Source organism: Blastococcus sp. SYSU DS0533 (assembly GCF_054050775.1).
Map to the genome: position 1 here is coordinate 1 of NZ_JBJGZZ010000025.1, position 21,684 is coordinate 21,684.

Consider the following 21,684-nt stretch of genomic DNA (forward strand, 5'->3'; position numbering starts at 1 on the left):
CCCGGCGCATGCGCCGGGCGGCCTCGCCGGGGATCACCCCCCGGTGAAGGAGCGGACGCCGACGAGGTCGACGACGAAGACCAGCGTCGCGCCCGGCTTGATGACGCCGCCGGCGCCGCGGTCGCCGTAGGCCTTGTGCGCCGGGATGGTCAGCCGGCGGCGGCCGCCGACCTTCATGCCGACGATGCCCTCGTCCCAGCCCTGGATGACCATGCCGACGCCGACCCGGAACTCCAGCGGGTCACCGCGGTCCCAGGAGGCGTCGAACTGCTCGCCGCCCTCGTGGGTGACGCCCACGTAGTGGGTGCTGACCAGGTCACCGGCCTTGGCCTCCTGGCCGTCGCCGACGACGAGGTCCTCGATCACCAGGTCGTCGGGGGCCGGCCCGGTCGGCGGCTCGACCTCGGGTCGGGTCAGCTCAGCCACGGTTCTCCCTCCCGCACCGGGGCTCTCCCGGCGCCGTCGCCACCCATCCAAGCAGCGCTCGGCGGCTCCGGCTCGGGCCGGCCGACGTCCAGCGGGTGGGCGAGCTCGTCGGCGGGCAGCCGCGCGGCCCAGATGGCGACGACGGCGAACAGCGGCGGGGCCAGGCCGGCGACCAGGAAGGCCCCGGACCGACCGACCAGCTCGCCGAGCGGCGCCGCGAGCGCCATCGACAGCGGCATCAGGCTCAGCGAGACGAAGAAGTCGAGGCTCGACACGCGGCCGAGCAGGGCCGGCGGCACCCGGCGCTGCAGCAGCGTCCCCCAGATCACCATGCCCGCTTGGGAGGTCGCGCCCACGACGGCGGCCGCGGCGAGCATGACCCCGAGGTCGGTGGTGAACCCGAAGACGACCAGCGGCACGCAGCCGAAGCCCCACAGCAGGTTCATCACCGTGAGGTAGCGGCGCGGCAGCCGCCACGAGGCGACCAGCAGCGAGCCCAGCGCGCCGCCCAGCCCGAAGGCGGCCAGCACCCACGCGTGCTGGCTCGCACCGCCGCCGGCGTCCTCGATCGCGAACGGGACGAGCACCTCGAACGGCCCGATGAAGGCCAGCAGCATGAAGGCGGCGAACAGCAGGGTGGCCAGCAGCCACGGCGTCGCGACGACGTAGCGGACGCCCTCCCGGACGTCGGCGACGAGGCCCGGCGGTACGCCCTCGCCGTGCTCCCGGCGCACCGGCGTCAGCGGCAGCGCGAGCAGGAATCCTGCCGCGAGGAACGCCGTCACGGCGGTGCCGGCCATCGCTGCGCCGGGCGACCACACCGCGACGAGGAACCCGGCGGCCGCCGGGCCCGCTGCCTGGCCGAGCACCGGGCGCACCGCCCCCTCCAGCCCGTTGACCGCCAGCAGGTCGCCCTCGGGGACCAGCGCCGGCACGAGCGCGGAGTACGCGGGGTAGAACAGCCCGAGCGCCGCGCCGTCGACCAGGGCGACCACGGCGAGGTGCCAGAGCTCGAGCACACCGGTGAGCGAGAGGCCCGCGGCCACGGAGGTGGCGCCCCCCTGCAGCACCGCCACGAGGAGCAGCAGGTGGCGCTGCGGCACCCGGTCGGCCAGCGCCCCGCCGAGCAGGGTCATCACCAGCATGCCGCCGGAGCTCAGCGCGGCGACGAGCGACAGCCCGCCGGGGCCGCCGCCGAGCGCGACGACCTGCCACACCATGGCGATCGCCCACAACCCCTGGGTGAGCAGCGAGAGCGCCATCGCCGCCGCGAGCAGCCGGTAGGAGCGGTGCCGCAACGGCGCCAGGGCGCGTGGCAGCGTCATCGATCTCCTCCGTGGCCGGTCGGCGCGCCCATCCTGGGCCAGGGGTACGACTGCACGCACGCGGTTTCCCGGAGGGCGGAACCGAGTGGTCCACATCGTCGGCCCCCGCCGCTACGGTCCGCGCCATGATCGACCACCTGGGTCTGCAGTGCGCCGACGCCGAGGCGGCGGCGGCCTTCTACCAGCGAGTCCTCGCCGCCTGCGGCGTCCGCGAGGCGATGCGCATCGACACCCCGCGCGGGCCGGTGATCGGGCTCTGCGGGCCCGGCGGGCAGCCGCAGCTGTGGACCAGCCCGGCCGAGGACACCGGTCACCGCCCGGTGCACCTGGCCCTGGCCGCCCCGTCCCGCGAGGCCGTCGACGCGGTCTTCGCCGCCGCGCGCGAGGCCGGCGCGGAGATCCTGCACGAGCCGCGGGTGTGGCCCGAGTACCACCCGGGCTACTACGGCGTCTTCCTGCGCGACCCCGACGGCAACAACGTGGAGGCGGTGCACCACGGGGCGCCGCCGGCCTGACCGTGCGGCGCGCCGCCGGGCGTGCTGGGCTGGGCGCATGACTGCCGAGCAGCCCCCGTGGTGGACCCGTGCCGTCGTCTACCAGGTCTACCCGCGCTCGTTCATGGACTCCGACGGCGACGGGATCGGCGACCTCGGCGGCGTGCTGCTGCACCTGGACCACCTGGCCGACCTCGGCGTCGACGTCCTGTGGCTCTCGCCGGTCTACCCCTCGCCGCAGGCCGACAACGGCTACGACATCAGCGACTACCAGGACATCGACCCGCTCTTCGGCTCGCTGGGGCAGCTCGACGAGCTGATCACCGCCCTGCACGCCCGCGGGATGAAGCTGCTGATGGACCTGGTGGTCAACCACACCAGCGACCAGCACCCGTGGTTCCTGGAGTCGCGGTCGTCGAAGCACAACGCCAAGCGCGACTGGTACTGGTGGCGCCCCCCGCGGGAGGGGATGGCCGCCGGGACCCCGGGCGCGGAGCCGACGAACTGGCAGTCGTTCTTCTCCGGTCCGACCTGGGAGCTCGACGAGGCCTCGGGCGAGTACTACCTGCACCTGTTCGACCGCCGGCAGCCCGACCTGAACTGGGAGAACCCCGAGGTCCGGCAGGCGGTCCACGCGATGATGCGCTGGTGGCTCGACCGCGGGGTCGACGGCTTCCGCATGGACGTCATCAACATGATCAGCAAGGACGTCGGCCCGGCCGGCGAGCTGCACGACGGGCCACCGCTACCCGGTTCCTCGCTCGGCGACGGCTCGGCGTCCTACCTGTGCGGGCCACGGATCCACGAGTTCCTGCAGGAGATGCACCGCGAGGTGTTCGCCGGGCGCGACGGCGCCTTCCTGACCGTCGGCGAGATGCCCGGCGTCACCGTGGAGCAGGCCCGGCTGTTCACCGACCCCGCCCGCGGCGAGGTGGACATGGTCTTCCAGTTCGAGCACGTCGGGCTGGACCAGGGGACGTCGAAGTGGGACGTCCACCCGCTGCGTATGCGCGACCTGAAGGCGTCGTTCGGGCGCTGGCAGGCGGGGCTGGCCGACGTCGGCTGGAACTCCCTCTACTGGGACAACCACGACCAGCCGCGCGCGGTCTCCCGCTTCGGCGACGACTCCCCGGAGTACCGGCGTGACTCGGCCACCTGCCTGGCCACGCTGCTGCACCTGCATCGCGGGACGCCCTACGTCTACCAGGGCGAGGAGATCGGGATGGCGAACTACCCGTTCTCCTCCCTGGAGGAGTTCCGGGACGTCGAGTCGCTCAACCACCACGTGCAGGCGGTGTCGGCGGGCCAGGATGCCGCCTCGGTGCTCGGTTCGCTCCGGGCGATGAGCCGGGACAACGCCCGCACCCCGGTGCAGTGGGACGGCTCGCCGAACGCCGGGTTCACGACCGGGACGCCGTGGCTGGCGGTCAACCCCGACCACGTCGAGTGGAACGTCGCCGCGCAGCGGGACGACGAGACCTCGGTGCTGGCCCACCACCGGCGGCTGATCGAGCTGCGCCACAGCGACGACGTCGTGGCGCTGGGCGACTTCACCATGCTGCTGCCCGACCACGACGAGGTGTACGCGTTCACCCGCTCGCTGGACGGGCGGGAGCTGCTCGTCGTCTGCAACCTCTCGCGGACGCCGTACCGGCTGGCCGAGCTGCTACCCGAGGCGCCGGCCGCGGAGCTGGTGCTGGGCAACCTCCCCGACGAGGACCCCGCCGAGCTGCGCCCCTGGGAGGCCCGCGTCCTGCGCCTGCCGTGACCGGCGGCGCGGCAAGCCCGCGATCGGCCACCTGGCGGCCGCGGCCGACCTGCTCGCCACCGCGTGGACACCTTCGCGGAGATCGCCGACGAGCGCCGGGGGCTGGCCGCGCTGCTGTCGGGCCTGACCTCCGAGCAGCAGGCGACGCAGAAGCCTGTGCAGCGCGTGGAGGAGGAGCGCGGATCGCCCGGCGGTGACCGCAGCCCCTACGCCGACGCCCCCGACGAGAGGACCGCGCACGGCCTACGACGCCGCACTCGCAGACCGCGTCCGCCGGGCCCTCCCCGGGGAGAAGGCCGTCCGCGAGGTGGAGATGTACCTCGGGGTGGCCGGGACCCGCCGGGCGGAGATGGGCGCGGGCCGGTCGATGGGCGAGGGGTGGGTCGCCGTCGACGAGCAGGCGGTCGCCGCGGACGAGGACCTGCGCTTCTGGGTCGACGCCGTCCTGGAGCGCAACGCCGAGCAGATCGCCCCCCGCTGACCCGACCGGCGGGACGGCACCGGTCCGCGCGAGGCCTAAGCTCCCCTCCTCGTGGGCCGGGTCGTCGAAGCAGTGCTCCCGGCGCGCATGGGGACGCCCTTCCGCTGGCTGGTCGGCTCCTCCTGGGTGACCAACCTCGGCGACGGCATCGCGCTGGCCGCCGGGCCGCTGCTGGTGGCCGCGCAGACCAGCGACCCGTTCCTCGTCGCGCTCGCCGCCCTCATGCAGCGGCTGCCCTGGCTGCTCTTCGGCCTCTACGCCGGGGTGCTGGCCGACCGGGTCGACCGCCGGCGGCTGGTCATCGCCGTCGACGCTGCGCGCGCCGTCGTCCTCGGAATCCTGACCCTCGCCCTCGTCACCGGGCAGGTGACCGTCGAGGTGGTGCTGGCCGCGATGTTCCTGCTGGGCACCGCAGAGGTCTTCGCCGACACCACCTCCGGGACGCTGCTGCCGATGGTCGTCGGCCGGGCCGACCTCGGCACCGGCAACGCCCGGCTGATGGCCGGGGCGCTGACCATGAACCAGATGGCCGGCCCGGCTCTGGGCGCGCTGCTGTTCGCGGCGGGCTCGGCCTGGCCGTTCCTGGTGCAGGCGCTGTGCGTGGCGCTCGGCGCGCTGCTGCTCCTGCGCATGGCATTGCCGCCGCTCCCCCGCGCCCCGGGCGAGCGGCACGTCGGTCGGGAGATCGTCGAAGGGCTGCGCTGGACCTGGGGCAACCACGCGGTGCGGACGCTGACGACCACGATCGTCGCCTTCAACGTCACCTACGGGGCCGCCTGGTCGGTGCTGGTGCTCTACGCGACCGACCGGCTGTCTCTCGGCGCGATCGGGTTCGGGTTGCTCACCACGGTCACGGCGGTGGGCGGCCTGCTGGGCACGGTGTCCTACGACTGGCTGGCCCGGCACGCGAGCCTGGCCCTGCTGATGCGCATCGGCCTGGTCATCGAGACTGTCACCCACCTCGGACTCGCGCTGACCACCACCCCCTGGGTGGCGGCGGCGATCCTGTTCGTCTTCGGGGCGCACGCGTTCGTGTGGGGGACGACGTCGCGCACCGTCCGCATGCGCGCCGTCCCCGCGCACCTGCAGGGGCGGGTGGGCAGCCTCTACTACCTCGGGGTCTTCGGCGGGATCGTCGTGGGACAGGCGGCGGGCGGGCTCATCGCCCGGGCCTGGGGCATCACCGGCCCGTTCTGGTTCGCCTTCGCGGGATCGGCGGTGATCCTCGTGCTCCTCTGGCGGCAGCTCGCCCACATCGCGCACGCCGACGACGACGTGCCCGTCACGGCCTGACCGTGGTGCAATGCCAGGTCGGGCGAGCCACGGGGGCGGGATGAGGACGTTGCGGGACGGCACCGCCCCGAGCCGCCGGCCCCGCCGGCCCGGGGCGGTCCGGCGCACCTGGGCGCGCCACCCTCGGATCGGCCTCGCCGTCCGGGCCGCCGTGGCGGCGACGGTGGCCTGGGCGCTGGCCCAGCTGGCCCCCGGGCCGTTCGCGGACTACCCGTACTACGCGCCGCTCGGGGCGGTCGTCGCGACGACGGCGTCCACGCTGGCCAGCTCGGTGCGGGGATCCCTGCAGACCGTGGCCTCGATCGCCCTGGGCGCCGCGGTCGCGCTCGCCGGTGAGACCCTCGTCGACCCGCAACTGCTGGCCCTGGCGCTGGTGGTGGCCGCCGGCGTGCTGCTGGCCGGCTGGCGGCGGCTGGGCAGCAGCAGCAGCTGGCTGCCCACCTCGGCGCTCTTCGTGCTCGTGCTGGGGCAGGAGAACCCCACCGGCTACGTCCTCGCCTTCGCCGGCCTGACCTTCGCCGGCGCGCTCGTCGGCATCCTCGTGGCCGCGGCGTTCCCACCGCTGCCGCTCGCCCCCGCCGACGCCACGCTCGGGGAGCTGCGCGAGACGCTCGCCGGGCAGCTGGACGATCTCGCCGACGGGCTGCGCCAGGAGCACCCGCCCACGCAGGACGAGTGGCGCGGGCGCATGCGCACCATCGACCCGCTGCTGGCCCAGATGCGGGCGGCGGTCCAGGAGACCGACGAGGCGCGACGCGGCAACCGCCGGGCCGCCCGTTACCGGCGGGCCGCCGACCGGCTGTACGAGCAGGCCCGGGCGCTCGAGCGGCTCACCCTCCTGGTCGAGGACCTCACACTGGTCATCGCCGAGACCGAGATCGCGGAGAACGAGCGGGTCGCGCTCGGGCCGACGCTGCGCCCCTCGGCGTCCACGGCGCTGGCCGAGCTGGCCGAGGTCCTCCGCTCGGTCGAGGGGGCGGCCGCCGACCCGGAGGTGGTCCGCCGGGCCGACCGCGCCGTCGCCGCCTTCGCCACCGAGCTGCGCCGCGCGCGGACCACCACCGACGACGACCTGTTCGAGGCCGGGAACATCGTCGCCAACGTCCGCCGCTCGCTGGACGCCGTGCGCCCGCGAGCCGGCCAGCACCCGGAGACGCGTGACGCGTGACCCTCGACCCGGTCGGGGCCCGACGGTCGCCCCCGTGGAGGGACCCCGGCGTGGGATCGGCCGGCTGGCCCGCGACTCGGGCCTGACGGTGAGCGCGCTGCGGTTCCACGACGGCGCCGGGGTGCTCGTGCCCGCACACGTGGACCCGTGGAACGGTTACCGCTGGTACGGCGACGAGCAGGTCGTCGTCGCCCGGCTGGTGGCCCGGCTCCGGCGGGTGGGCATGCTGCTGTCCGCAGCCCCGTCGCGGTCGACTGAGCCGCCGCCGTCGTGCGCTGGTCGGGGTCACGCGGGCCGCGATGGCCCCGGCCAGCGCACAGCGGTGCCTCAGCCCAGGGGCGAACGGGGCAGCAGGCGGTCGCTGATGATCCGCTTCTGGATCTCGCTGGTGCCCTCGAAGATCGTGGTCAGCCGGGCGTCCCGCCAGTGCCGCTCGACCTGCCGCTCGGTGGTGTAGCCGTTGCCGCCGTGGAGCTGCATGGCCTGGTTGGTCACCCGCACCGACATCTCGGTGGCCTCGAGCTTCACCATCGACGCCTCCTTGGCGACCGGCATCCCGAGGTCGAGCAGGTGGGCGACCTGCCGGTAGAACGCCCGCGACTGCTCGATCTGCGACGCCATCTCCGCGACGGCGAACCGCAGCGCCTGGAAGTCGCCGATCGGGTGGCCGAACTGCTCGCGCTCCTGCAGGTAGCGGATCGAGTCCTCCCACGCGGCCCGCGCCAGCCCGACCGCCCGCGCCGCGGTGTGCACCCGGGCGGTGTTGAGGAACTTCTGCGCCTCGGCGAACCCCGCCTGCTTGGCCTCCTCGCCCTCGGCGTCGCTGTCCTCGCGGGCGGCCTTGGCCTGGTCGATGACGTTGTCCCTCGGTATGCGGACGCCGTCGAAGGTGAGGTCCCAGGTGAGGAAGCCGTGGTAGCCGATCTTGTCGATCGGGGAGCCGGTGAGCCCCTCGGGGAACTCACCGCGCTCCTTCTCCAGCAGCAGGTTGAGCAGCCCGGCCGAGCGCGACTCCCCCGGCTCCGGGTCGCGCTCGCGCACCAGCACCTGGATGAAGTCCGCGGCCTCGGCGTTGCCGCACCACCGCTTGCGCCCGGTGACGACCCACTCGTCGCCGTCGAGCACCGCCCGGGTGGAGATGCCGGCCAGGTCGGAGCCGGCGTCGGGTTCGGAGAGGGCGATGGCGCCGATCCACTCGCCGCGGGCGCTGCGGGCCATGAGCTCGTGCCGGCGGCCGGCGTCGGGCACCGCCGTCCCCAGGCCCTGGGAGCGGGCCAGGATGCTGGCCGTCGACATCCAGGCACGGGCCAGCTCCTCGCTGACCATGCAGTACTCGAAGACGCCGAGCCCCAGCCCGCCCTGCTCGGCGGGCACGGTGATGCCGAAGTAGCCGAGCTCGGCGAGACGGGCGAGCAGGGACGCCGGGATGAGGCCCTTCTGCGGGTCGAGCTCGTCCGCGACCGGCAGCACCTCCTCCATCGCGAACCGGCGCGCCTGCTCCTGCAGCGCCTCCCGCTCGGGGGTGTGCCACGGGGGCAGCAGGACCGGCGGCTGCGGCTCGAGGATGTCGGTCTCGGTCGACGGCACTGTCGCCCTCCTCGGTCAGTGGATGATCACGCCCTGTTCCCCTGGGGCGCGGCCGCCACCCGCGGAGGTGACCGGTCTCACTCGGCCGCCGCGCCTCGCTGCCGGGCCAGCTCGACGTAGTGCTCGACCAGTGAGGCGTCGTCCACGGTGCCGGTGTTGACCGCCTTCGCCGGGTCGACGCCCTGGAAGAGCCGCTTGAGCGGCACCTCCAGCCGCTTGCCGGTGCGGGTGTGCGGCACCCCGGGGACGGCGATCACCTCGTCCGGCACGTGCCGCGGGCTGGCCTGCTCCCGGATGGCCGAGCGCAGCCGCCCGACCAGGTCCTCCGTGAGCTCCGTCCCGGGCGCCAGCTGCACGAACAACGGCATCCAGTAGCCGCCCTCGGGCAGCTCCACGCCGAGGACGACGCAGTCCACCACCTCCGGGAAGGCCTCGACGGCGGCGTAGATGTCGGCGGTGCCCATCCGCACGCCGCCGCGGTTGAGCGTGGAGTCCGACCGGCCGGTGATGATGCAGGTGCCGCGCTCGGTGATCTCCAGCCAGTCGCCGTGCCGCCACACCCCCGGCCACGGCTCGAAGTAGGCCGCGCGGTAGCGGGCGCCGTCCGGGTCGTTCCAGAAGTACAGGGGCATCGAGGGCATCGGCTCGGTGACCACCAGCTCGCCGAGCTCGCCCACCACGGGCTCGCCCTGCTCGTTCCACGACGCCACCGCGACGCCCAGGTTGGGCCGCTGCAGCTCCCCCGCCGTCACCGGGAGCAGCGGCGAGCTGCCGATGAAGCCGGTGACGACGTCGGTTCCGCCGGACGCCGACGTCAGCTGCAGGTCGGTGCCCACGGCGTCGTAGACCCAGTGGTACGAGGACGCGGGCAGCGGCGACCCGGTGCTCGCCAGCACGCGCAGCGCCGAGAGGTCGTGGTCCTCACCGGGCCGGACGCCGGCCTTCTGGCAGGCGGCCAGGTAGCCGGGGCTGGTGCCCAGGACGGTGGTGCCCAGCCGGGCGGCGAGCGCGAACTGCGCGTCCACGGTCGGGTACGCCGGCGCGCCGTCGTGCAGGACCGCCGTCGCCCCCGAGAGCAGGGAGGACACGACCACGTTCCACATCATCCAGGCCGTCGAGGTGTACCAGTAGAAGCGGTCGCCGGGGCGGAGGTCCTGGTGCAGCCGGCCGGACTTCAGCTGCTCCAGCACCACCCCGCCGTGCCCGTGCACGATCCCCTTGGGCAGGCCGGTGGTGCCCGACGAGTAGACGATCCACAGCGGGTGGTCGAACGGCGTCGGTTCGAACACCGGGTCCTGCTCGCCGGCGACGGCGTCGGCCCAGGCCAGGGCGCCGTCAGGCACCTCGTCGGGGAAGAGCCGCGGGACGGCGACCGTCGTCCGCACCGTCGGCAGCGCCTCCCGCAGCTGCGCCACCACCTCGCGCCGGTCGTGCGCGCGCCCGTTGAACCGGTACCCGTCGACGGCGACCAGCACGGTCGGCTCGATCTGCGCGAAGCGGTCGAGGACGGCGCGGGTGCCGAAGTCCGGCGCGCACGAGGACCACACCGCCCCCACCGCGGCCGCACCCAGGAAGGCGACGACGGTCTCGGGCACGTTGGGCAGGTAGCCGGCCACCCGGTCACCGGGGCGCACGCCCAGCCGGCGCAGGGTCGCGGCGAACGCGCCCACCTGGGCCCGCAGGTCCGCCCACCGGATCCCCACGGGCTCGGTGTCCTCCGCGGCGGCGATCAGCGCCGGCCGGTCGTCGGCGGCCTGGCGGAACACCTGCTCGGCGTAGTTCACCGTCGTGCCGGGGAACCAGACGGCGCCGGGCATCTCCCGGGAGGGGAGGACCCGGTCGTCGGGGACGTCGAGCACGCCGGTCCAGCGCGCGAGGTCACCCCAGAACTGGTCGAGGTGCTCCACCGACCAGCGCCACAGGGCGTCGTAGTCGACGGGATCGCCGAAGGACACGCCCCGGCGGGCGGCCACGTCCGTCGCGAAGGCGGCCATCCGGGTGCCGGCGATCGACGCGGCGGAGGGCCGCCAGAGGATCTCGGTGGTCTCGGTCACGCCCGCACCATGCCATCCTGGGCGCCCGCCGACCACGCCCACCCGAGGAGCGCCCGTGGTGCCCGACCCCGCCGACGAGCGGAACGTGCTCGGTGGACCGCTCGAGCCGTGCTCGACCGACCCGCTGACCGGCTTCTACCGCGACGGGCACTGCACCTCGGGACCCGAGGACCTCGGTTCGCACACCGTCTGCGCCGTCGTCTCCTCCGAGTTCCTCGCGCTCCAGCGGGAGCTGGGCAACGACCTCTCCACCCCGCGCCCGGAGTACGGCTTCCCGGGGTTGCGGCCGGGCGACCGCTGGTGCGTCGTCGCCACCCGCTGGCTGCAGGCCTACCAGGCCGGGGCCGCGGCGGGAGTGGTGCTGGCCGCCACGAACGCCCGCGCCCTGGAGGTGGTGCCGCTGGAGGCGCTGCGCCGGTACGCCGTCGACGTGCCCGACGACGTCAGCAGCCTGGACTGAGGGCCGCGCGCAGCCACCGGTCCTGCCGCCGCCGGGCATCCAGCTGTTCCTGTTGCCGGCGCCACGGGCGTCCGGGACGACCAGCAGCCACTTCTCGGGACCTCCCGGGGAGGGCTGCCCGCCACGCCGGGCGCCGCAGGCGGACCCGGCCGGAATGAACGCCCGGCCGGAGGCGCTGCGCGCGGCATGGACGACCTCCTCGACACGCCCGTGACCACGCTGCAGGGCGCCGCCACCACGCTGCGGGAGCTCACCGGCGGGGCACCGGCGCTCGTGGTGAACGTGGCCAGCAGGTGCGGGCTCACGCCGCAGTACACCGCGCTGGAGACGCTGCACCAGGAGTACGGCCCGCGCGGCTTCACCGTCGTCGGGGTGCCCTGCAACCAGTTCATGGGCCAGGAGCCCGGCACCGCCGAGGAGATCGAGCAGTTCTGCTCCGCGACCTACGGCGTCACCTTCCCGCTGACGGAGAAGGTCGAGGTCAACGGTCCGGGCGCGCACCCGCTCTTCCAGCGGCTGACCGCGGTCCCCGACCTCGACGGCGCCGCGGGCGAGGTGCAGTGGAACTTCGAGAAGTGGGTGGTCGACGGCACCGGACGGGTCGTCGCCCGCTTCCGGCCCCGCACCGAGCCCGACTCCCCCGAGGTGCGCGCGGCGATCGAGTCGGTCCTCCCCGCCTGACGCCTGGCGGTCGGCGTCGCCCGGCGGGGTCGGCCGGGAGCGCCTAGGTTCGCCCCATGGCCGATCTGCGCTTCTGGTTCGACCCGGTCTGCCCGTTCGCCTGGATGACCAGCAAGTGGGTCCGGCAGGTGAGCGCGCAGCGCGAGTACGCCGTCGAGTGGCGGTTCATCTCGCTGCGGCTGCTCAACGCGCACGTCGACTACGCCACCCACTTCCCGCCGGAGTACGAGGCCGGGCACACCGCCGGGCTGCGGCTGCTCCGCGTGGCCGCCCACGTGCGGGACCAGCACGGGAACGAGGGCGTCGCCCGGTTCTACGAGGCCTGCGGGCAGCGCGTCTTCGAGCGCGGCCCGGAGGGCGACCGGGCGGAGCGGGGGACGGCGGGGTTCGTCGCGCCGGTGCTCGCCGACGCGGGCCTCCCCGCAGACCTCGCCGACGCGCTGGAGGACGGCGGTCGCGACGCCCAGATCCAGGCCGAGACCGACGAGGCGCTCGGCCTCGCCGGCAAGGACGTCGGGACGCCGATCCTGCACTTCCAGCCGCCGGAGGGCGTCGCGTTCTTCGGGCCGGTCATCAGCCGGCTGCCGGCCGAGGACGAGGCCGTCGCGCTCTGGGACCACGTCGTCGGGCTGGCCTCGTTCCCCGGGTTCGCCGAGCTCAAGCGCAGCCTGCGCGAGCGCCCGCAGCTGCCCGCGTTCGGCGTGCAGCCCGGCGAGATCGGGCAGCAGGAGGACTGGCACGGGGGCAGCCGCCGGCAGAAGCGCTGAGCGCCGGGACGGGCGGGCCGACCCGGCACGCCCCTGACGGGAGCGGCCGAGCGGGCTAAGGTAAGCCTTATCTGACCAAGCCGTCCGTCCCGGGAGCTGCTCGTGGCCACCACGGTCGACGTCCCGGCCCGGGGCTCGGCACGACCACCGGCAGCACCGTTGCGCGCCCGGCGGCTGGGCACGCTCGTCCTGCTCCTGGTGCTCGTCGTCGCCGTGGCGCTGGCCAGCATCGCGATCGGCACCCGGCCCATCGGCCTCCCCGAGGTCTGGCGCTCGCTGCTCGACTCCTCCCTGCCCGGCGAGGAAGCGGTGATCGTCCGGCAGCTGCGCGTCCCCCGCACGCTGCTGGGCCTCATGGTCGGGGCGGCGCTCGGCGTGGCCGGGGCGCTGATGCAGGGCCACACCCGCAACCCGCTCGGCGACCCCGGGCTCCTCGGTGTGACCGCCGGCGCGAGCCTCGCCGTCGTCCTGGCGATCACCCTGCTGGGCGTCGGCACCCCTGCCGGCTACGTCTGGTTCGCCTTCGCCGGGGCGCTGATCGGCACCGTGCTGGTGTACGCGATCGGCTCCGCCGGGCGGGGCGGGGCGACGCCGGTCACCCTCGCGCTCGCGGGGGCGGCGCTGTCCGCGCTCATGTACGCCCTGGTCCGAGCCGTCCTGGTCAGCGACCAGCAGACGCTGGACAGCTTCCGGTTCTGGATGGTCGGCTCGCTGGCCGGGCGGGACGCCGGCGTCGCCGCCCAGGTCGCCCCCTTCCTCGCCGTCGGCCTCCTGCTGGCCCTGGTCAACGCCCCCGCGCTGAACCTGCTCGGCCTCGGGGAGGACGTCGCCCGCGGGCTGGGCCAGCGCATCTGGCTGGCCCGCTCGGTCGGCCTGGCCGCGATCACCCTGCTCTGCGGGGCCGCCACCGCCGCCTGCGGGCCGATCGCCTTCGTGGGGCTGGTCGTGCCGCACGCAGTCCGCGCGCTGACCGGCCCCGACCACCGGTGGCTGCTCCCCTGCTCGGCGCTCGCCGGTGCGGCGCTGCTGCTCGTCGCCGACGTGCTCGGCCGCGTCCTGGCCCGCCCCGGCGAGCTGCAGGTCGGCATCGTGCTCGCGCTCGTCGGCGCGCCCTTCTTCATCGCGCTCGTGCGCCGCAGCCGGACGGTGCGGCTGTGAGCGTCGACGCCCCGGCCCACCCGTCGCCCCCGGCGCGGCCGCGGCCGCGGCACGGGCGCGCGCTGCGGGTGGGCCCGGTGTCGGGCCTGCTGCGCTGGCGGCAGGCGGTCGTGCCGGTGGGCGGGTTCGCCGTGCTGGTGCTGGCCGCCGCGCTCAGCATGGGTCGCGGGGACTTCCCGATCGGCGTCGGCGACGTGCTGCGCACGCTGGTCGGCCTCGGCGAGGGGCCGCAGCCGTTCATCGTCCTGGAGCTCCGGGCGCCGCGGGTGGTGGTCGGCGCGCTCGTCGGGCTGGCCCTCGGCGTCGCCGGCGCGCTCTTCCAGACCTTCGCCCGCAACCCGCTCGCCTCCCCCGACACCCTGGGCATCACGATGGGGGCCTCCGTGGGCGCCGTGGCCGCCATCGTGCTGAGCGGCGGCTCCTCGGCCGGGGCGGTCCTCGGCGGGCTCGGCGTCCCGCTGGCGGCCCTGCTGGGCGCGCTGGTCACCGGCGTGCTGCTGTTCGCGCTCACCTGGCGGGCCGGGGTCGACGGCTACCGCCTGGTCCTCATCGGCATCGCCCTGTGGTCGGCCGGCACCGCGCTCACCGACTGGCTGCTCACCAACGCCGAGATCCACGACGCCGCGTCGGCGTACGTCTGGATCACCGGTTCGCTCAACGCCCGCACCTGGGACGACGCCCTGCCGCTCGGCATCGCCGTCGCGGTGCTGCTGCCGCTCGCGCTCGCAGCCGGGCGCGTGCTCGGCGCCCTCCAGTTCGGCGACGACACCGCCCGGGGGCTGGGCGTGCGGGTGGCCGGGGCGCAGGCGGCGGTCGTGCTGCTCGCCGTGTTCCTCGTGGCGTTCGCCGTCTCGGCCGCCGGGCCGATCACCTTCGTCGCCCTCGTGGTCCCGCAGATCGCCGTCCGGCTCACCGGCGGGTCCCGGCCGCCGCTGCTGGCGTCGGGCGTCCTCGGTGCCCTGCTCGTGGTGGCCGCCGACCTGGTCACCCGCACCGCGCTGCCCCAGGCGCTGCCCGTCGGCATCCTGACCGCCGTCATCGGCGCCCCCTACCTGCTCTGGCTCCTGGTCCGTGGAAGGCGGCGAGCGACGCTGTGACCCTCGACATCGGCACCGAACCGCTGCGCCGCACCGCCCACCCAGCCGAGCCGCCCCGGGTGCGGCTGGCCGCCGAGCACGTCCGGCTGGCCTACGACGAGCAGGTGGTCGTCGACGACCTCGACCTCGAGCTGACCGAGGGCTCGTTCACCGCGATCGTCGGCCCGAACGGCTGCGGGAAGTCCACGCTGCTGCGCGCGCTCGGCCGGCTGCTGCGGCCGACGAGCGGGCAGGTGCTGCTGGACGGGCGGGCCATCGCGCGCACCCCCACCAAGGAGGTCGCCAAGGTGCTGGGCCTGCTGCCGCAGACGCCGGTCGCGCCCGAAGGGCTGACCGTCGGCGACCTCGTCGCCCGGGGCCGGCACCCGCACCAGAGCTGGTTGCGCCAGTGGTCCCGGGACGACGAGGCCGTGGTCGCCGAGGCGCTGGCCTGGACGGACATGTCCGACCTCGCGGGCCGGCCCGTGGACGCGCTCTCCGGCGGCCAGCGGCAGCGGGCCTGGATCTCGATGGCGCTGGCCCAGGGCACCGACCTGCTCCTGCTCGACGAGCCGACGACCTACCTCGACCTCTCCCACCAGATCGACGTGCTCGACCTGGTGGCCCGGCTGCACGCCGAGCGCGGCCGCACCGTGGTGGTGGTCCTGCACGACCTGAACCTGGCCGCCCGCTACGCCCAGCGGCTGGTGGCGATGAAGGACGGCGCGCTGGTCGCCTCGGGCACCCCCGACGAGGTGCTGACGGCGGAACTGCTCGCCGGCGTCTTCGACCTCGAGGCGCGGGTGCTGGCCGACCCGGTCACGGGGACGCCGATGGTCGTCCCGGTGCGCCGGCTGCGCTGAGCGGCCCGTCTCGACGGTGCAGATTAGGGCAGGCTAACCTTCCTCCGACCGGGGATGACCATGCATCCCCTCATCCGAGGGAGTCCCGTTGCACCGCACCTCTCGCCGCCTGCTGGGCGGCCTCCTGGCCCTGGGCGTGACCGTCGGCGCCAGCGCCTGCGGCGACGACACCGCCACCGAGGGCACCGCCCCGGCCGCCGCCCAGGAGGTCTGGCAGTTCACCGACGACCTGGGCAGCACCGTCGAGCTCGACGCCGCCCCCGCGCGCGTCGCCGGCCTCAACGACGTCGTCTCCTCGCTGTGGAACTACGGCGTGGAGCCGGTGGCCACCTTCGGCCAGACCTCCACGGCCGACGACGTCGCCTTCGAGGGCAAGGACCTCTCCGAGGTGGAGATCGTCGGCGAGAGCTACGGCCAGATCGACCTGGAGCAGCTGGCCGCGGCCGCCCCGGACGTCATCGTCACCACCGTCTACCCGACCGACTCCGAGGGGACGCTCGACGAGACCCAGCCGCTCTACGGCTTCGAGAGCCTGGAGCAGCAGGAGCAGGTCGCCGAGATCGCGCCGATCATCGCCATCGCCTGGAAGGGGTCGGCCGCCGACGTCATCGACCGCACCGCCGAGCTCGCCGAGGCGCTGGGCGCCGACATGGAGGGCCAGGAGGTGACGCAGGCCCGCGAGGAGTTCGAGGCGGCATCCGCGGCGCTCACCGAGGCCGCGGCCGGCGGCGCCACCGTGCTGCCCGTCGCCGCCTACGCCGACGAGGGCTTCTACATGGCCAAGGCGCAGGACGAGCCCTCCCTGCGCATGTACGCCGACCTCGGCGTCCGGTTCGTCGACCCGGGCGGGGACGGCTACTACTGGGAGACGGCGAGCTGGGAGAACGTGCCTCAGTACCCCAGCGACGTCCTCCTGCACTCGCTCCGCGGCGCCATGACCCCCGAGGAGATGGCCACGCAGCCCACCTACGGCCTGCTGCCCGCCGTCCGGGCCGGCCAGGTGCACCCGTGGAAGTACATCGGCATGGACTACGTCGCGCAGGCGGAGTACATGGACGAGCTGGCGGGCTGGCTCGCCGACGCCGAGGACGTCACCCCCTAGCGCGCTGCTCCGGTCCCCGGTCCCGCGTCACGTCGACAGCGGGGCCGGGGCCTCCGGCACCGGGGGCGCCGACGGCGTCCGCCCGGTGCGCGCGGTCTGGGCCAGCGCGATCCCGGTGAGGACGACGACGCCGCCGGCGACCTGCCAGCCGGTGAGCACCTGCTCCACCCACAGCCAGGCGACGACGGAGGCGAACACCGGCTCCACCGTCGCCACCAGGCCGGCGGTGGTCGGGGCCAGGTGCGGCAGCGCCGCGACCGACAGCCAGAACGGGACCGCCGCACCGAGCACCACGATCCACCCGACGAGCAGCCACAGCGGCAGCCGCAGGTCGCCCAGCGAGACCGGCACCTGCTGGGCGAGCACCCCGCCGTCGAACTGCCACCACGGCGCAGCGACCGCCCAGAACAGCGCCGCCGCCACGAAGCTCCAGCAGGTGAGGGTGACCGGGTCGCGGCTCACGGTGCCGCGCTCGCCCACCAGGTAGTACGTGGCCAGGCACAGCGCCGCGGCCAGCGCCGCCGCCACCCCCAGCGGGTCCAGCGAGCCGCCGCCCTCCCAGACCTGCGCGACGAGCACCAGCCCGGACAGCGACAGCAGCAGCGCCGCCCACAGCCGGCTGCGCACCCGCTGGCGGCGCACCAGCCAGACGTAGAGCGCGATGAAGACCGGCGCGGTCATCTCGAACACCAGGGCGATGCCGACCGGCAGCCGCCCGATGGCGACGTAGTACAGGAACTGGGTCAGCGCGACGCCCACGACGCCGAAGACGGCCAGCAGCGGGAGCTCGCGGAGCCGCACCCGCAGCCGGCCCGGGGCGGCGAGCGCGAGCACCGCCAGCAGCACCACCGCGGCGCCGGTGCAGCGCAGCGCGGTCAGCCGCGTCGGCGGGATCCCGGCCTGGAGCGCGAGCGTCGACACCGTGCCGTTGACGGCGAAGAGGGCCGCCGCGCCCAGCGTGAAGGCGTATCCGAGGCCGGGGCGGGCGGTGCGGGGCACGGGCGCACGGTAGCGGGCGTCGGCGGCCGAGACACCTACCGGCCCGACCGGTCGGCGACCCGGGGCGGCAGACTTCGCCCGTGGACGTTCCGGAGGCCCTCTACCTGCCCGACGGCGACGGCTTCACCGCCACCGCCCTGACCATCGGCCCGTGGCACAACGGCTACCAGCACGCCGGCCCGCCCGCCGCGCTGCTGCTGCGCGCCGCCGAGCGGGCCGGCGCGATCGAGGGCGGGCAGACCGTCCGGATGGCCTACGACATCCTCGCGCCGGTGCCGGTCGGCCCCGTGCGGGTGCGCACGTCGGTCGTCCGGCCCGGCCGGCGGATCGAGCTGGTCGAGGCGGTCCTCGACGCCGGGGGCCCGCCGCTCATGCGCCTGTCCGCGTGGCGGATGCGCACCCGCGGCGACGCCCCACCCGCGACCGCCCTGCCGCACCCGGCGCCGGCCGGCCCGGAGGGGAGCCGCCCCGAGCGCGCGGCCTTCTTCACCAGCGAGGTTGCCTACCACCGGGCGCTGGACTGGCGGTTCGCCGCGGGGTCGTTCAACGGGCCGGGCCCGGCCACGGCGTGGACCCGCCCCGAGTGCGCGCTCGTCGCCGGTGAGGTGATGACGCCGCTGGAGCACCTGCTGGTCATGACCGACGCCGCGAGCGGCATCTCGGCCACCCTCGACTGGCGGACGGCGACGTTCGCCAACGTGGACCTCACCGTCGCCCTGCAGCGACCGCCGCGGGGGGAGTGGCTGGGCATGGACGCCACCACCGTCCACGGCGGCGCGGGCGCCGCGCAGTGCCATGCCGTCCTCTTCGACGCCGACGGACCCATCGGCCGGTCCAGCCAGTCGCTGTTCGTCGAGCCGCGGTGAGCCGTCCCGTGAGGGATCTCTCCGCGCCCGCCCCGCCGCAGGTCAGCGGCGCGGACGCCGCTCACCGCGGCGGTACCCTGCGGGACCGGTTGGCATCGTCGCCCGGCGGTGCGCAAGGTGGGAGGGTCGCTTCCCCCGACGATCGGAGTGCTGCCGCGTGGACGCGCTGGGAGACGTGCTGGACTGGCTGTCCGGGCGAGGTCTCGAGGTCGTGCTCATCATCCTCGGCTCGGTCCTGCTGGCCCGGTTCGTGGGCTGGGTCGGCGACAAGATCACCGACCGGATCGACCGCAACTCCACCGGCGGCGACGCGCTGGTCCGGTCGGAGGCGGCCAAGCACCGCCACTCGCTGACCCAGGTGCTCACCTGGGCGCTGGTCGTGCTCATCTACTCGATCTCGGTGTTCTTCATCCTCGACCGCCTCGGCATCCCGGTGACCGGCCTCGTCGCACCGGCGACCGTGCTGGGCGTGGGCCTGGGCTTCGGCGCGCAGCGCATCGTCGGTGACGTGCTGGCCGGGTTCTTCATCATCACCGAGCGCCAGTACGGGTTCGGCGACGTCGTCTCCATCCAGGTGGTCGGCGGCGGGGACCCGGCGAACGGCACCGTCGAGGACGTCACGCTGCGGGTCACGCGGGTGCGCTCGCCCGACGGCGAGGTCGTGACCGTGCCCAACGGCCAGATCGTCAAGGTGGTCAACCTCTCCCGCGACTGGGCGCGCGCCGTCGTCGACGTCCCCGTGCCGACCAGCGTGGACGTCACCCGGGCCAACGAGATCCTGCGGGGCGTGGGCAGGGAGGCGTTCCGCGACCCGGCCATGCGGCCGCTGCTGCTCGACCCGCCCACGGTGATGGGCGTCGAGACCCTCGGGCTGGACGAGGTGAACGTCCGGGTGGTCGCGCGCACGCTGCCCGGCAAGCAGTTCGAGGTCGGGCGCGACCTGCGCGCCCGCATCGTCCAGGCGTTCCGCAACCAGGGCATGCAGGTGCCGCAGCCCACGACCGCGCTCCTGGCGCAGGACGGCGCGACCACCGTGCAGGAGGGGGCCCGGTGACCACTCCCGACGAGCGTCGCGACGCGACCGCCCGGGCCTCCGAGGAGCCCACCGTCAGCACGGCCCCCGCCGCCGCCCCCGGCTCGCCGGCCGACGGCGCGTCGCCGGTGCCGCGGCACGGCTGGTGGGCGGCGATCCCCCGGCGGCTGGGCCGCGCCCGCACCTCCACCGTCGTGCTCGCCGTGCTCTTCGTCGCCGTGTTCGCGCTGTGGCTCAACGTCAAGCCGGAGACGCGCGAGGCCCGGACGGACGACCCCGCGGAGGTCAGCGGGACGACCGAGCCGGCGCAGACGGAGCCGACGCAGCCCGAGCCGACGCAGACGGAGGAGGCGGAGCCGACCGAGGAGCCGGCGACGACGACGCCGCAGCCCACGCCGACGACCCGGCCCACCTCGCCGACCACCGCGACGAGCAGCTCCCCGTCACCGGACGACGGGACCGGCACCGCGACCACCGCGCCGGAGACCACCGCCCCGACGCCGACCGGCGGCACGGGCGAGGAGACGGTGCCCGGCTCCTAGGTCGGTGGGGCCGGTGTTCCACGTGGGACACCGCCCGGCCGACCGGGGCGGGTGTGCGGCGGCCGGGTGGGCGTCCTACGATCGCGTCGGCTCCTGAGAGGCAGCGCGAAGCACCTGGCTGGCTGCCCGGCAACCTCAACTCCGTCTGAGGTGCTCCAGGGGAAGAGCCGGCCGGCCGGCGTCCCGCCCCCGGCAAGGACGGAGCTCCCGTGCGCCGCGGGATCTCCCGCGAGCGAAGGAGACGGCGCATGACCGACCCGCAGAGCTGGAGCTTCGAGACCCGGCAGATCCACGCCGGCACGAGCCCCGACCCGGCGACCGGCGCCCGCGCGCTGCCGATCTACGCGACCACCGCCTACCAGTTCCGCGACACCCAGCACGCCGCCGACCTCTTCGCGCTGGCGGAGATGGGAAACATCTACACGCGGATCATGAACCCGACGCAGGACGCGCTGGAGCAGCGCGTCGCGTCGCTCGAGGGCGGCGTCGCCGCGCTCGCGGTCGCCTCCGGCCAGGCCGCGGAGACCCTCGCGATCCTCAACCTCGCCGAGGCCGGCGACCACGTCGTCGCCTCCGCCTCGCTGTACGGCGGCACGTACAACCTGCTGCACCACTCGCTGCCGAAGATGGGCATCACCGTCTCCTTCGTCGAGAACCCCGACGACCCGGAGAACTGGCAGTCGCTGGTGCAGGAGAACACCCGGGCGTTCTTCGCCGAGTCGATCGGCAACCCCAAGGGCGACGTCCTCGACATCGAGACCGTCGCCGGGGTCGCCCACCGCAACGGGGTGCCGCTGATCGTGGACAACACGATCGCCACGCCCTACCTGGTGCGCCCCCTGGAGCACGGCGCCGACGTCGTCGTCCACTCGGCGACCAAGTACCTGGGCGGGCACGGCACGGTCATCGCCGGGCTGATCGTCGACGGCGGCTCGTTCGACTGGACCGGCGGCCGGCACCCGATGTTCACCACGGCCGACCCGACCTACCACGGCGTCGTCTACGCCGACCTGGGCGCGCCGGCGTTCGCGCTCAAGGCACGGGTGCAGCTGCTGCGCGACCTGGGGCCCGCGGTCTCGCCGTTCAACGCCTTCCTGGTCGTGCAGGGCATCGAGACCCTGTCGCTGCGCATGGAGCGGCACGTGCAGAACGCCCAGCGGGTGGCGGAGTTCCTCGAGGCCCACGACGCCGTCGAGCGGGTCAACTACCCCGGCCTGCCCTCGTCACCTTGGCACGCGGCGCAGCAGAAGTACGCGCCGAAGGGCGCCGGCGCCGTCCTCACCTTCGAGCTGCACGGCGGCGTGGAGGCCGGCAAGAGGTTCGTGGAGGCCCTCGAGCTGCACAGCCACGTCGCCAACATCGGTGACGTGCGCAGCCTGGTCATCCACCCTGCCTCGACGACGCACTCGCAGCTGACCCCGGAGGAGCAGCTGACCACCGGCGTCACCCCGGGCCTGGTGCGCCTGGCCGTGGGCCTGGAGGGGATCGAGGACATCCTCGCCGACCTCGAGGCCGGGTTCCGCGCCGCCAAGTCCGCCTGA

21 protein-coding genes, 1 pseudogene and 1 riboswitch are annotated in these 21,684 nt (G+C 74.8%); of the genes and pseudogenes, 17 read left to right on the top strand and 5 right to left on the bottom strand.

The window, feature by feature from the left end; all coding sequences use genetic code 11:
* Positions 1–33 precede the first annotated feature (33 nt).
* Entirely contained in the window at positions 34–426 is a 393-nt protein-coding gene (locus ACI79W_RS19550; protein WP_456563747.1) for an FKBP-type peptidyl-prolyl cis-trans isomerase, read from the bottom strand.
* Entirely contained in the window at positions 414–1,751 is a 1,338-nt protein-coding gene (locus ACI79W_RS19555) for an MFS transporter (protein ID WP_456563748.1), read from the bottom strand. Before ACI79W_RS19555 ends, ACI79W_RS19550 begins: the two co-directional genes overlap by 13 nt.
* Positions 1,752–1,876: 125 nt before the next feature.
* Between ACI79W_RS19555 and ACI79W_RS19560 the strand changes: the two genes are divergently transcribed.
* The 6 genes and pseudogenes from ACI79W_RS19560 to ACI79W_RS19585 all read left to right on the top strand — a co-directional run.
* Positions 1,877–2,266, top strand: a complete 390-nt coding sequence (locus tag ACI79W_RS19560; RefSeq protein ID WP_456563749.1) for a VOC family protein — start codon at positions 1,877–1,879, stop codon at positions 2,264–2,266.
* A gap of 37 nt (positions 2,267–2,303) precedes the next feature.
* Complete coding sequence (locus tag ACI79W_RS19565; protein WP_456563750.1) at positions 2,304–4,013, top strand: glycoside hydrolase family 13 protein; 1,710 nt, start codon at positions 2,304–2,306, stop codon at positions 4,011–4,013.
* 193 nt (positions 4,014–4,206) lie between these two features.
* Positions 4,207–4,494 carry a hypothetical protein gene (locus tag ACI79W_RS19570; protein ID WP_456563751.1) on the top strand — a complete coding sequence of 96 codons (288 nt, stop codon included), beginning with the start codon at positions 4,207–4,209 and terminating at the stop codon, positions 4,492–4,494.
* Positions 4,495–4,581: 87 nt separating this feature from the next.
* Complete coding sequence (locus ACI79W_RS19575) at positions 4,582–5,787, top strand: MFS transporter (protein ID WP_456563752.1); 1,206 nt, start codon at positions 4,582–4,584, stop codon at positions 5,785–5,787.
* A 40-nt stretch (positions 5,788–5,827) separates the two neighbouring features.
* Positions 5,828–6,955, top strand: coding sequence for a hypothetical protein (locus ACI79W_RS19580; RefSeq protein ID WP_456563753.1), 1,128 nt, complete (start codon positions 5,828–5,830; stop codon positions 6,953–6,955).
* A gap of 34 nt (positions 6,956–6,989) precedes the next feature.
* A pseudogene (locus tag ACI79W_RS19585) lies at positions 6,990–7,181 on the top strand (MerR family transcriptional regulator); the annotation flags it as partial.
* A 101-nt stretch (positions 7,182–7,282) separates the two neighbouring features.
* On the opposite strand, the gene ACI79W_RS19590 reads toward ACI79W_RS19585, so the two are convergent.
* Both ACI79W_RS19590 and ACI79W_RS19595 read right to left on the bottom strand, forming a co-directional pair.
* Entirely contained in the window at positions 7,283–8,542 is a 1,260-nt protein-coding gene (locus ACI79W_RS19590) for an acyl-CoA dehydrogenase family protein (protein ID WP_456563754.1), read from the bottom strand.
* 77 nt (positions 8,543–8,619) lie between these two features.
* The gene (locus ACI79W_RS19595; protein ID WP_456563755.1) at positions 8,620–10,596 is read right to left on the bottom strand and encodes an acetoacetate--CoA ligase; all 1,977 of its coding nucleotides are present in this window, start codon (positions 10,594–10,596) and stop codon (positions 8,620–8,622) included.
* Positions 10,597–10,651: 55 nt separating this feature from the next.
* On the opposite strand from ACI79W_RS19595, the gene ACI79W_RS19600 reads away from it, so the two are divergent.
* From ACI79W_RS19600 to ACI79W_RS19630, 7 genes are all read left to right on the top strand, one after another.
* Positions 10,652–11,056, top strand: a complete 405-nt coding sequence (locus ACI79W_RS19600; protein WP_456563756.1) for a DUF2237 family protein — start codon at positions 10,652–10,654, stop codon at positions 11,054–11,056.
* Positions 11,057–11,242: 186 nt separating this feature from the next.
* Positions 11,243–11,737 (top strand): glutathione peroxidase, encoded by a 495-nt coding sequence (locus ACI79W_RS19605; protein ID WP_456563757.1) that lies wholly within the window; start codon positions 11,243–11,245, stop codon positions 11,735–11,737.
* A gap of 56 nt (positions 11,738–11,793) precedes the next feature.
* Positions 11,794–12,504 carry a mycothiol-dependent nitroreductase Rv2466c family protein gene (locus tag ACI79W_RS19610; protein ID WP_456563758.1) on the top strand — a complete coding sequence of 237 codons (711 nt, stop codon included), beginning with the start codon at positions 11,794–11,796 and terminating at the stop codon, positions 12,502–12,504.
* A 102-nt stretch (positions 12,505–12,606) separates the two neighbouring features.
* A complete protein-coding gene (locus ACI79W_RS19615; RefSeq protein WP_456563759.1) occupies positions 12,607–13,662 on the top strand; it encodes a FecCD family ABC transporter permease in 1,056 nt (351 codons plus the stop codon).
* Positions 13,659–14,759, top strand: a complete 1,101-nt coding sequence (locus ACI79W_RS19620) for a FecCD family ABC transporter permease (protein ID WP_456563760.1) — start codon at positions 13,659–13,661, stop codon at positions 14,757–14,759. Before ACI79W_RS19615 ends, ACI79W_RS19620 begins: the two co-directional genes overlap by 4 nt.
* Positions 14,756–15,601 (top strand): ABC transporter ATP-binding protein, encoded by an 846-nt coding sequence (locus ACI79W_RS19625; protein WP_456563761.1) that lies wholly within the window; start codon positions 14,756–14,758, stop codon positions 15,599–15,601. Before ACI79W_RS19620 ends, ACI79W_RS19625 begins: the two co-directional genes overlap by 4 nt.
* A gap of 88 nt (positions 15,602–15,689) precedes the next feature.
* Positions 15,690–16,703, top strand: a complete 1,014-nt coding sequence (locus tag ACI79W_RS19630) for an ABC transporter substrate-binding protein (RefSeq protein WP_456563762.1) — start codon at positions 15,690–15,692, stop codon at positions 16,701–16,703.
* A gap of 27 nt (positions 16,704–16,730) precedes the next feature.
* On the opposite strand, the gene ACI79W_RS19635 is transcribed toward ACI79W_RS19630, so the two are convergent.
* A complete protein-coding gene (locus tag ACI79W_RS19635; RefSeq protein ID WP_456563763.1) occupies positions 16,731–17,702 on the bottom strand; it encodes an EamA family transporter in 972 nt (323 codons plus the stop codon).
* Positions 17,703–17,782: 80 nt separating this feature from the next.
* Between ACI79W_RS19635 and ACI79W_RS19640 the strand changes: the two genes are divergently transcribed.
* The 4 genes from ACI79W_RS19640 (at position 17,783) to ACI79W_RS19655 (ending at position 21,684) form a co-directional block, all read left to right on the top strand.
* Positions 17,783–18,568, top strand: coding sequence for a thioesterase family protein (locus ACI79W_RS19640; protein WP_456563764.1), 786 nt, complete (start codon positions 17,783–17,785; stop codon positions 18,566–18,568).
* Positions 18,569–18,725: 157 nt separating this feature from the next.
* Positions 18,726–19,622: a mechanosensitive ion channel family protein gene (locus ACI79W_RS19645; protein ID WP_456563765.1), complete on the top strand. Its 897-nt coding sequence runs from the start codon at positions 18,726–18,728 to the stop codon at positions 19,620–19,622.
* Entirely contained in the window at positions 19,619–20,143 is a 525-nt protein-coding gene (locus ACI79W_RS19650; protein WP_456563766.1) for a hypothetical protein, read from the top strand. Before ACI79W_RS19645 ends, ACI79W_RS19650 begins: the two co-directional genes overlap by 4 nt.
* Before the next feature lie 89 nt (positions 20,144–20,232).
* Positions 20,233–20,348, top strand: a riboswitch (SAM riboswitch).
* Between the two features lie 43 nt (positions 20,349–20,391).
* Positions 20,392–21,684 (top strand): bifunctional o-acetylhomoserine/o-acetylserine sulfhydrylase, encoded by a 1,293-nt coding sequence (locus ACI79W_RS19655; RefSeq protein ID WP_456563767.1) that lies wholly within the window; start codon positions 20,392–20,394, stop codon positions 21,682–21,684.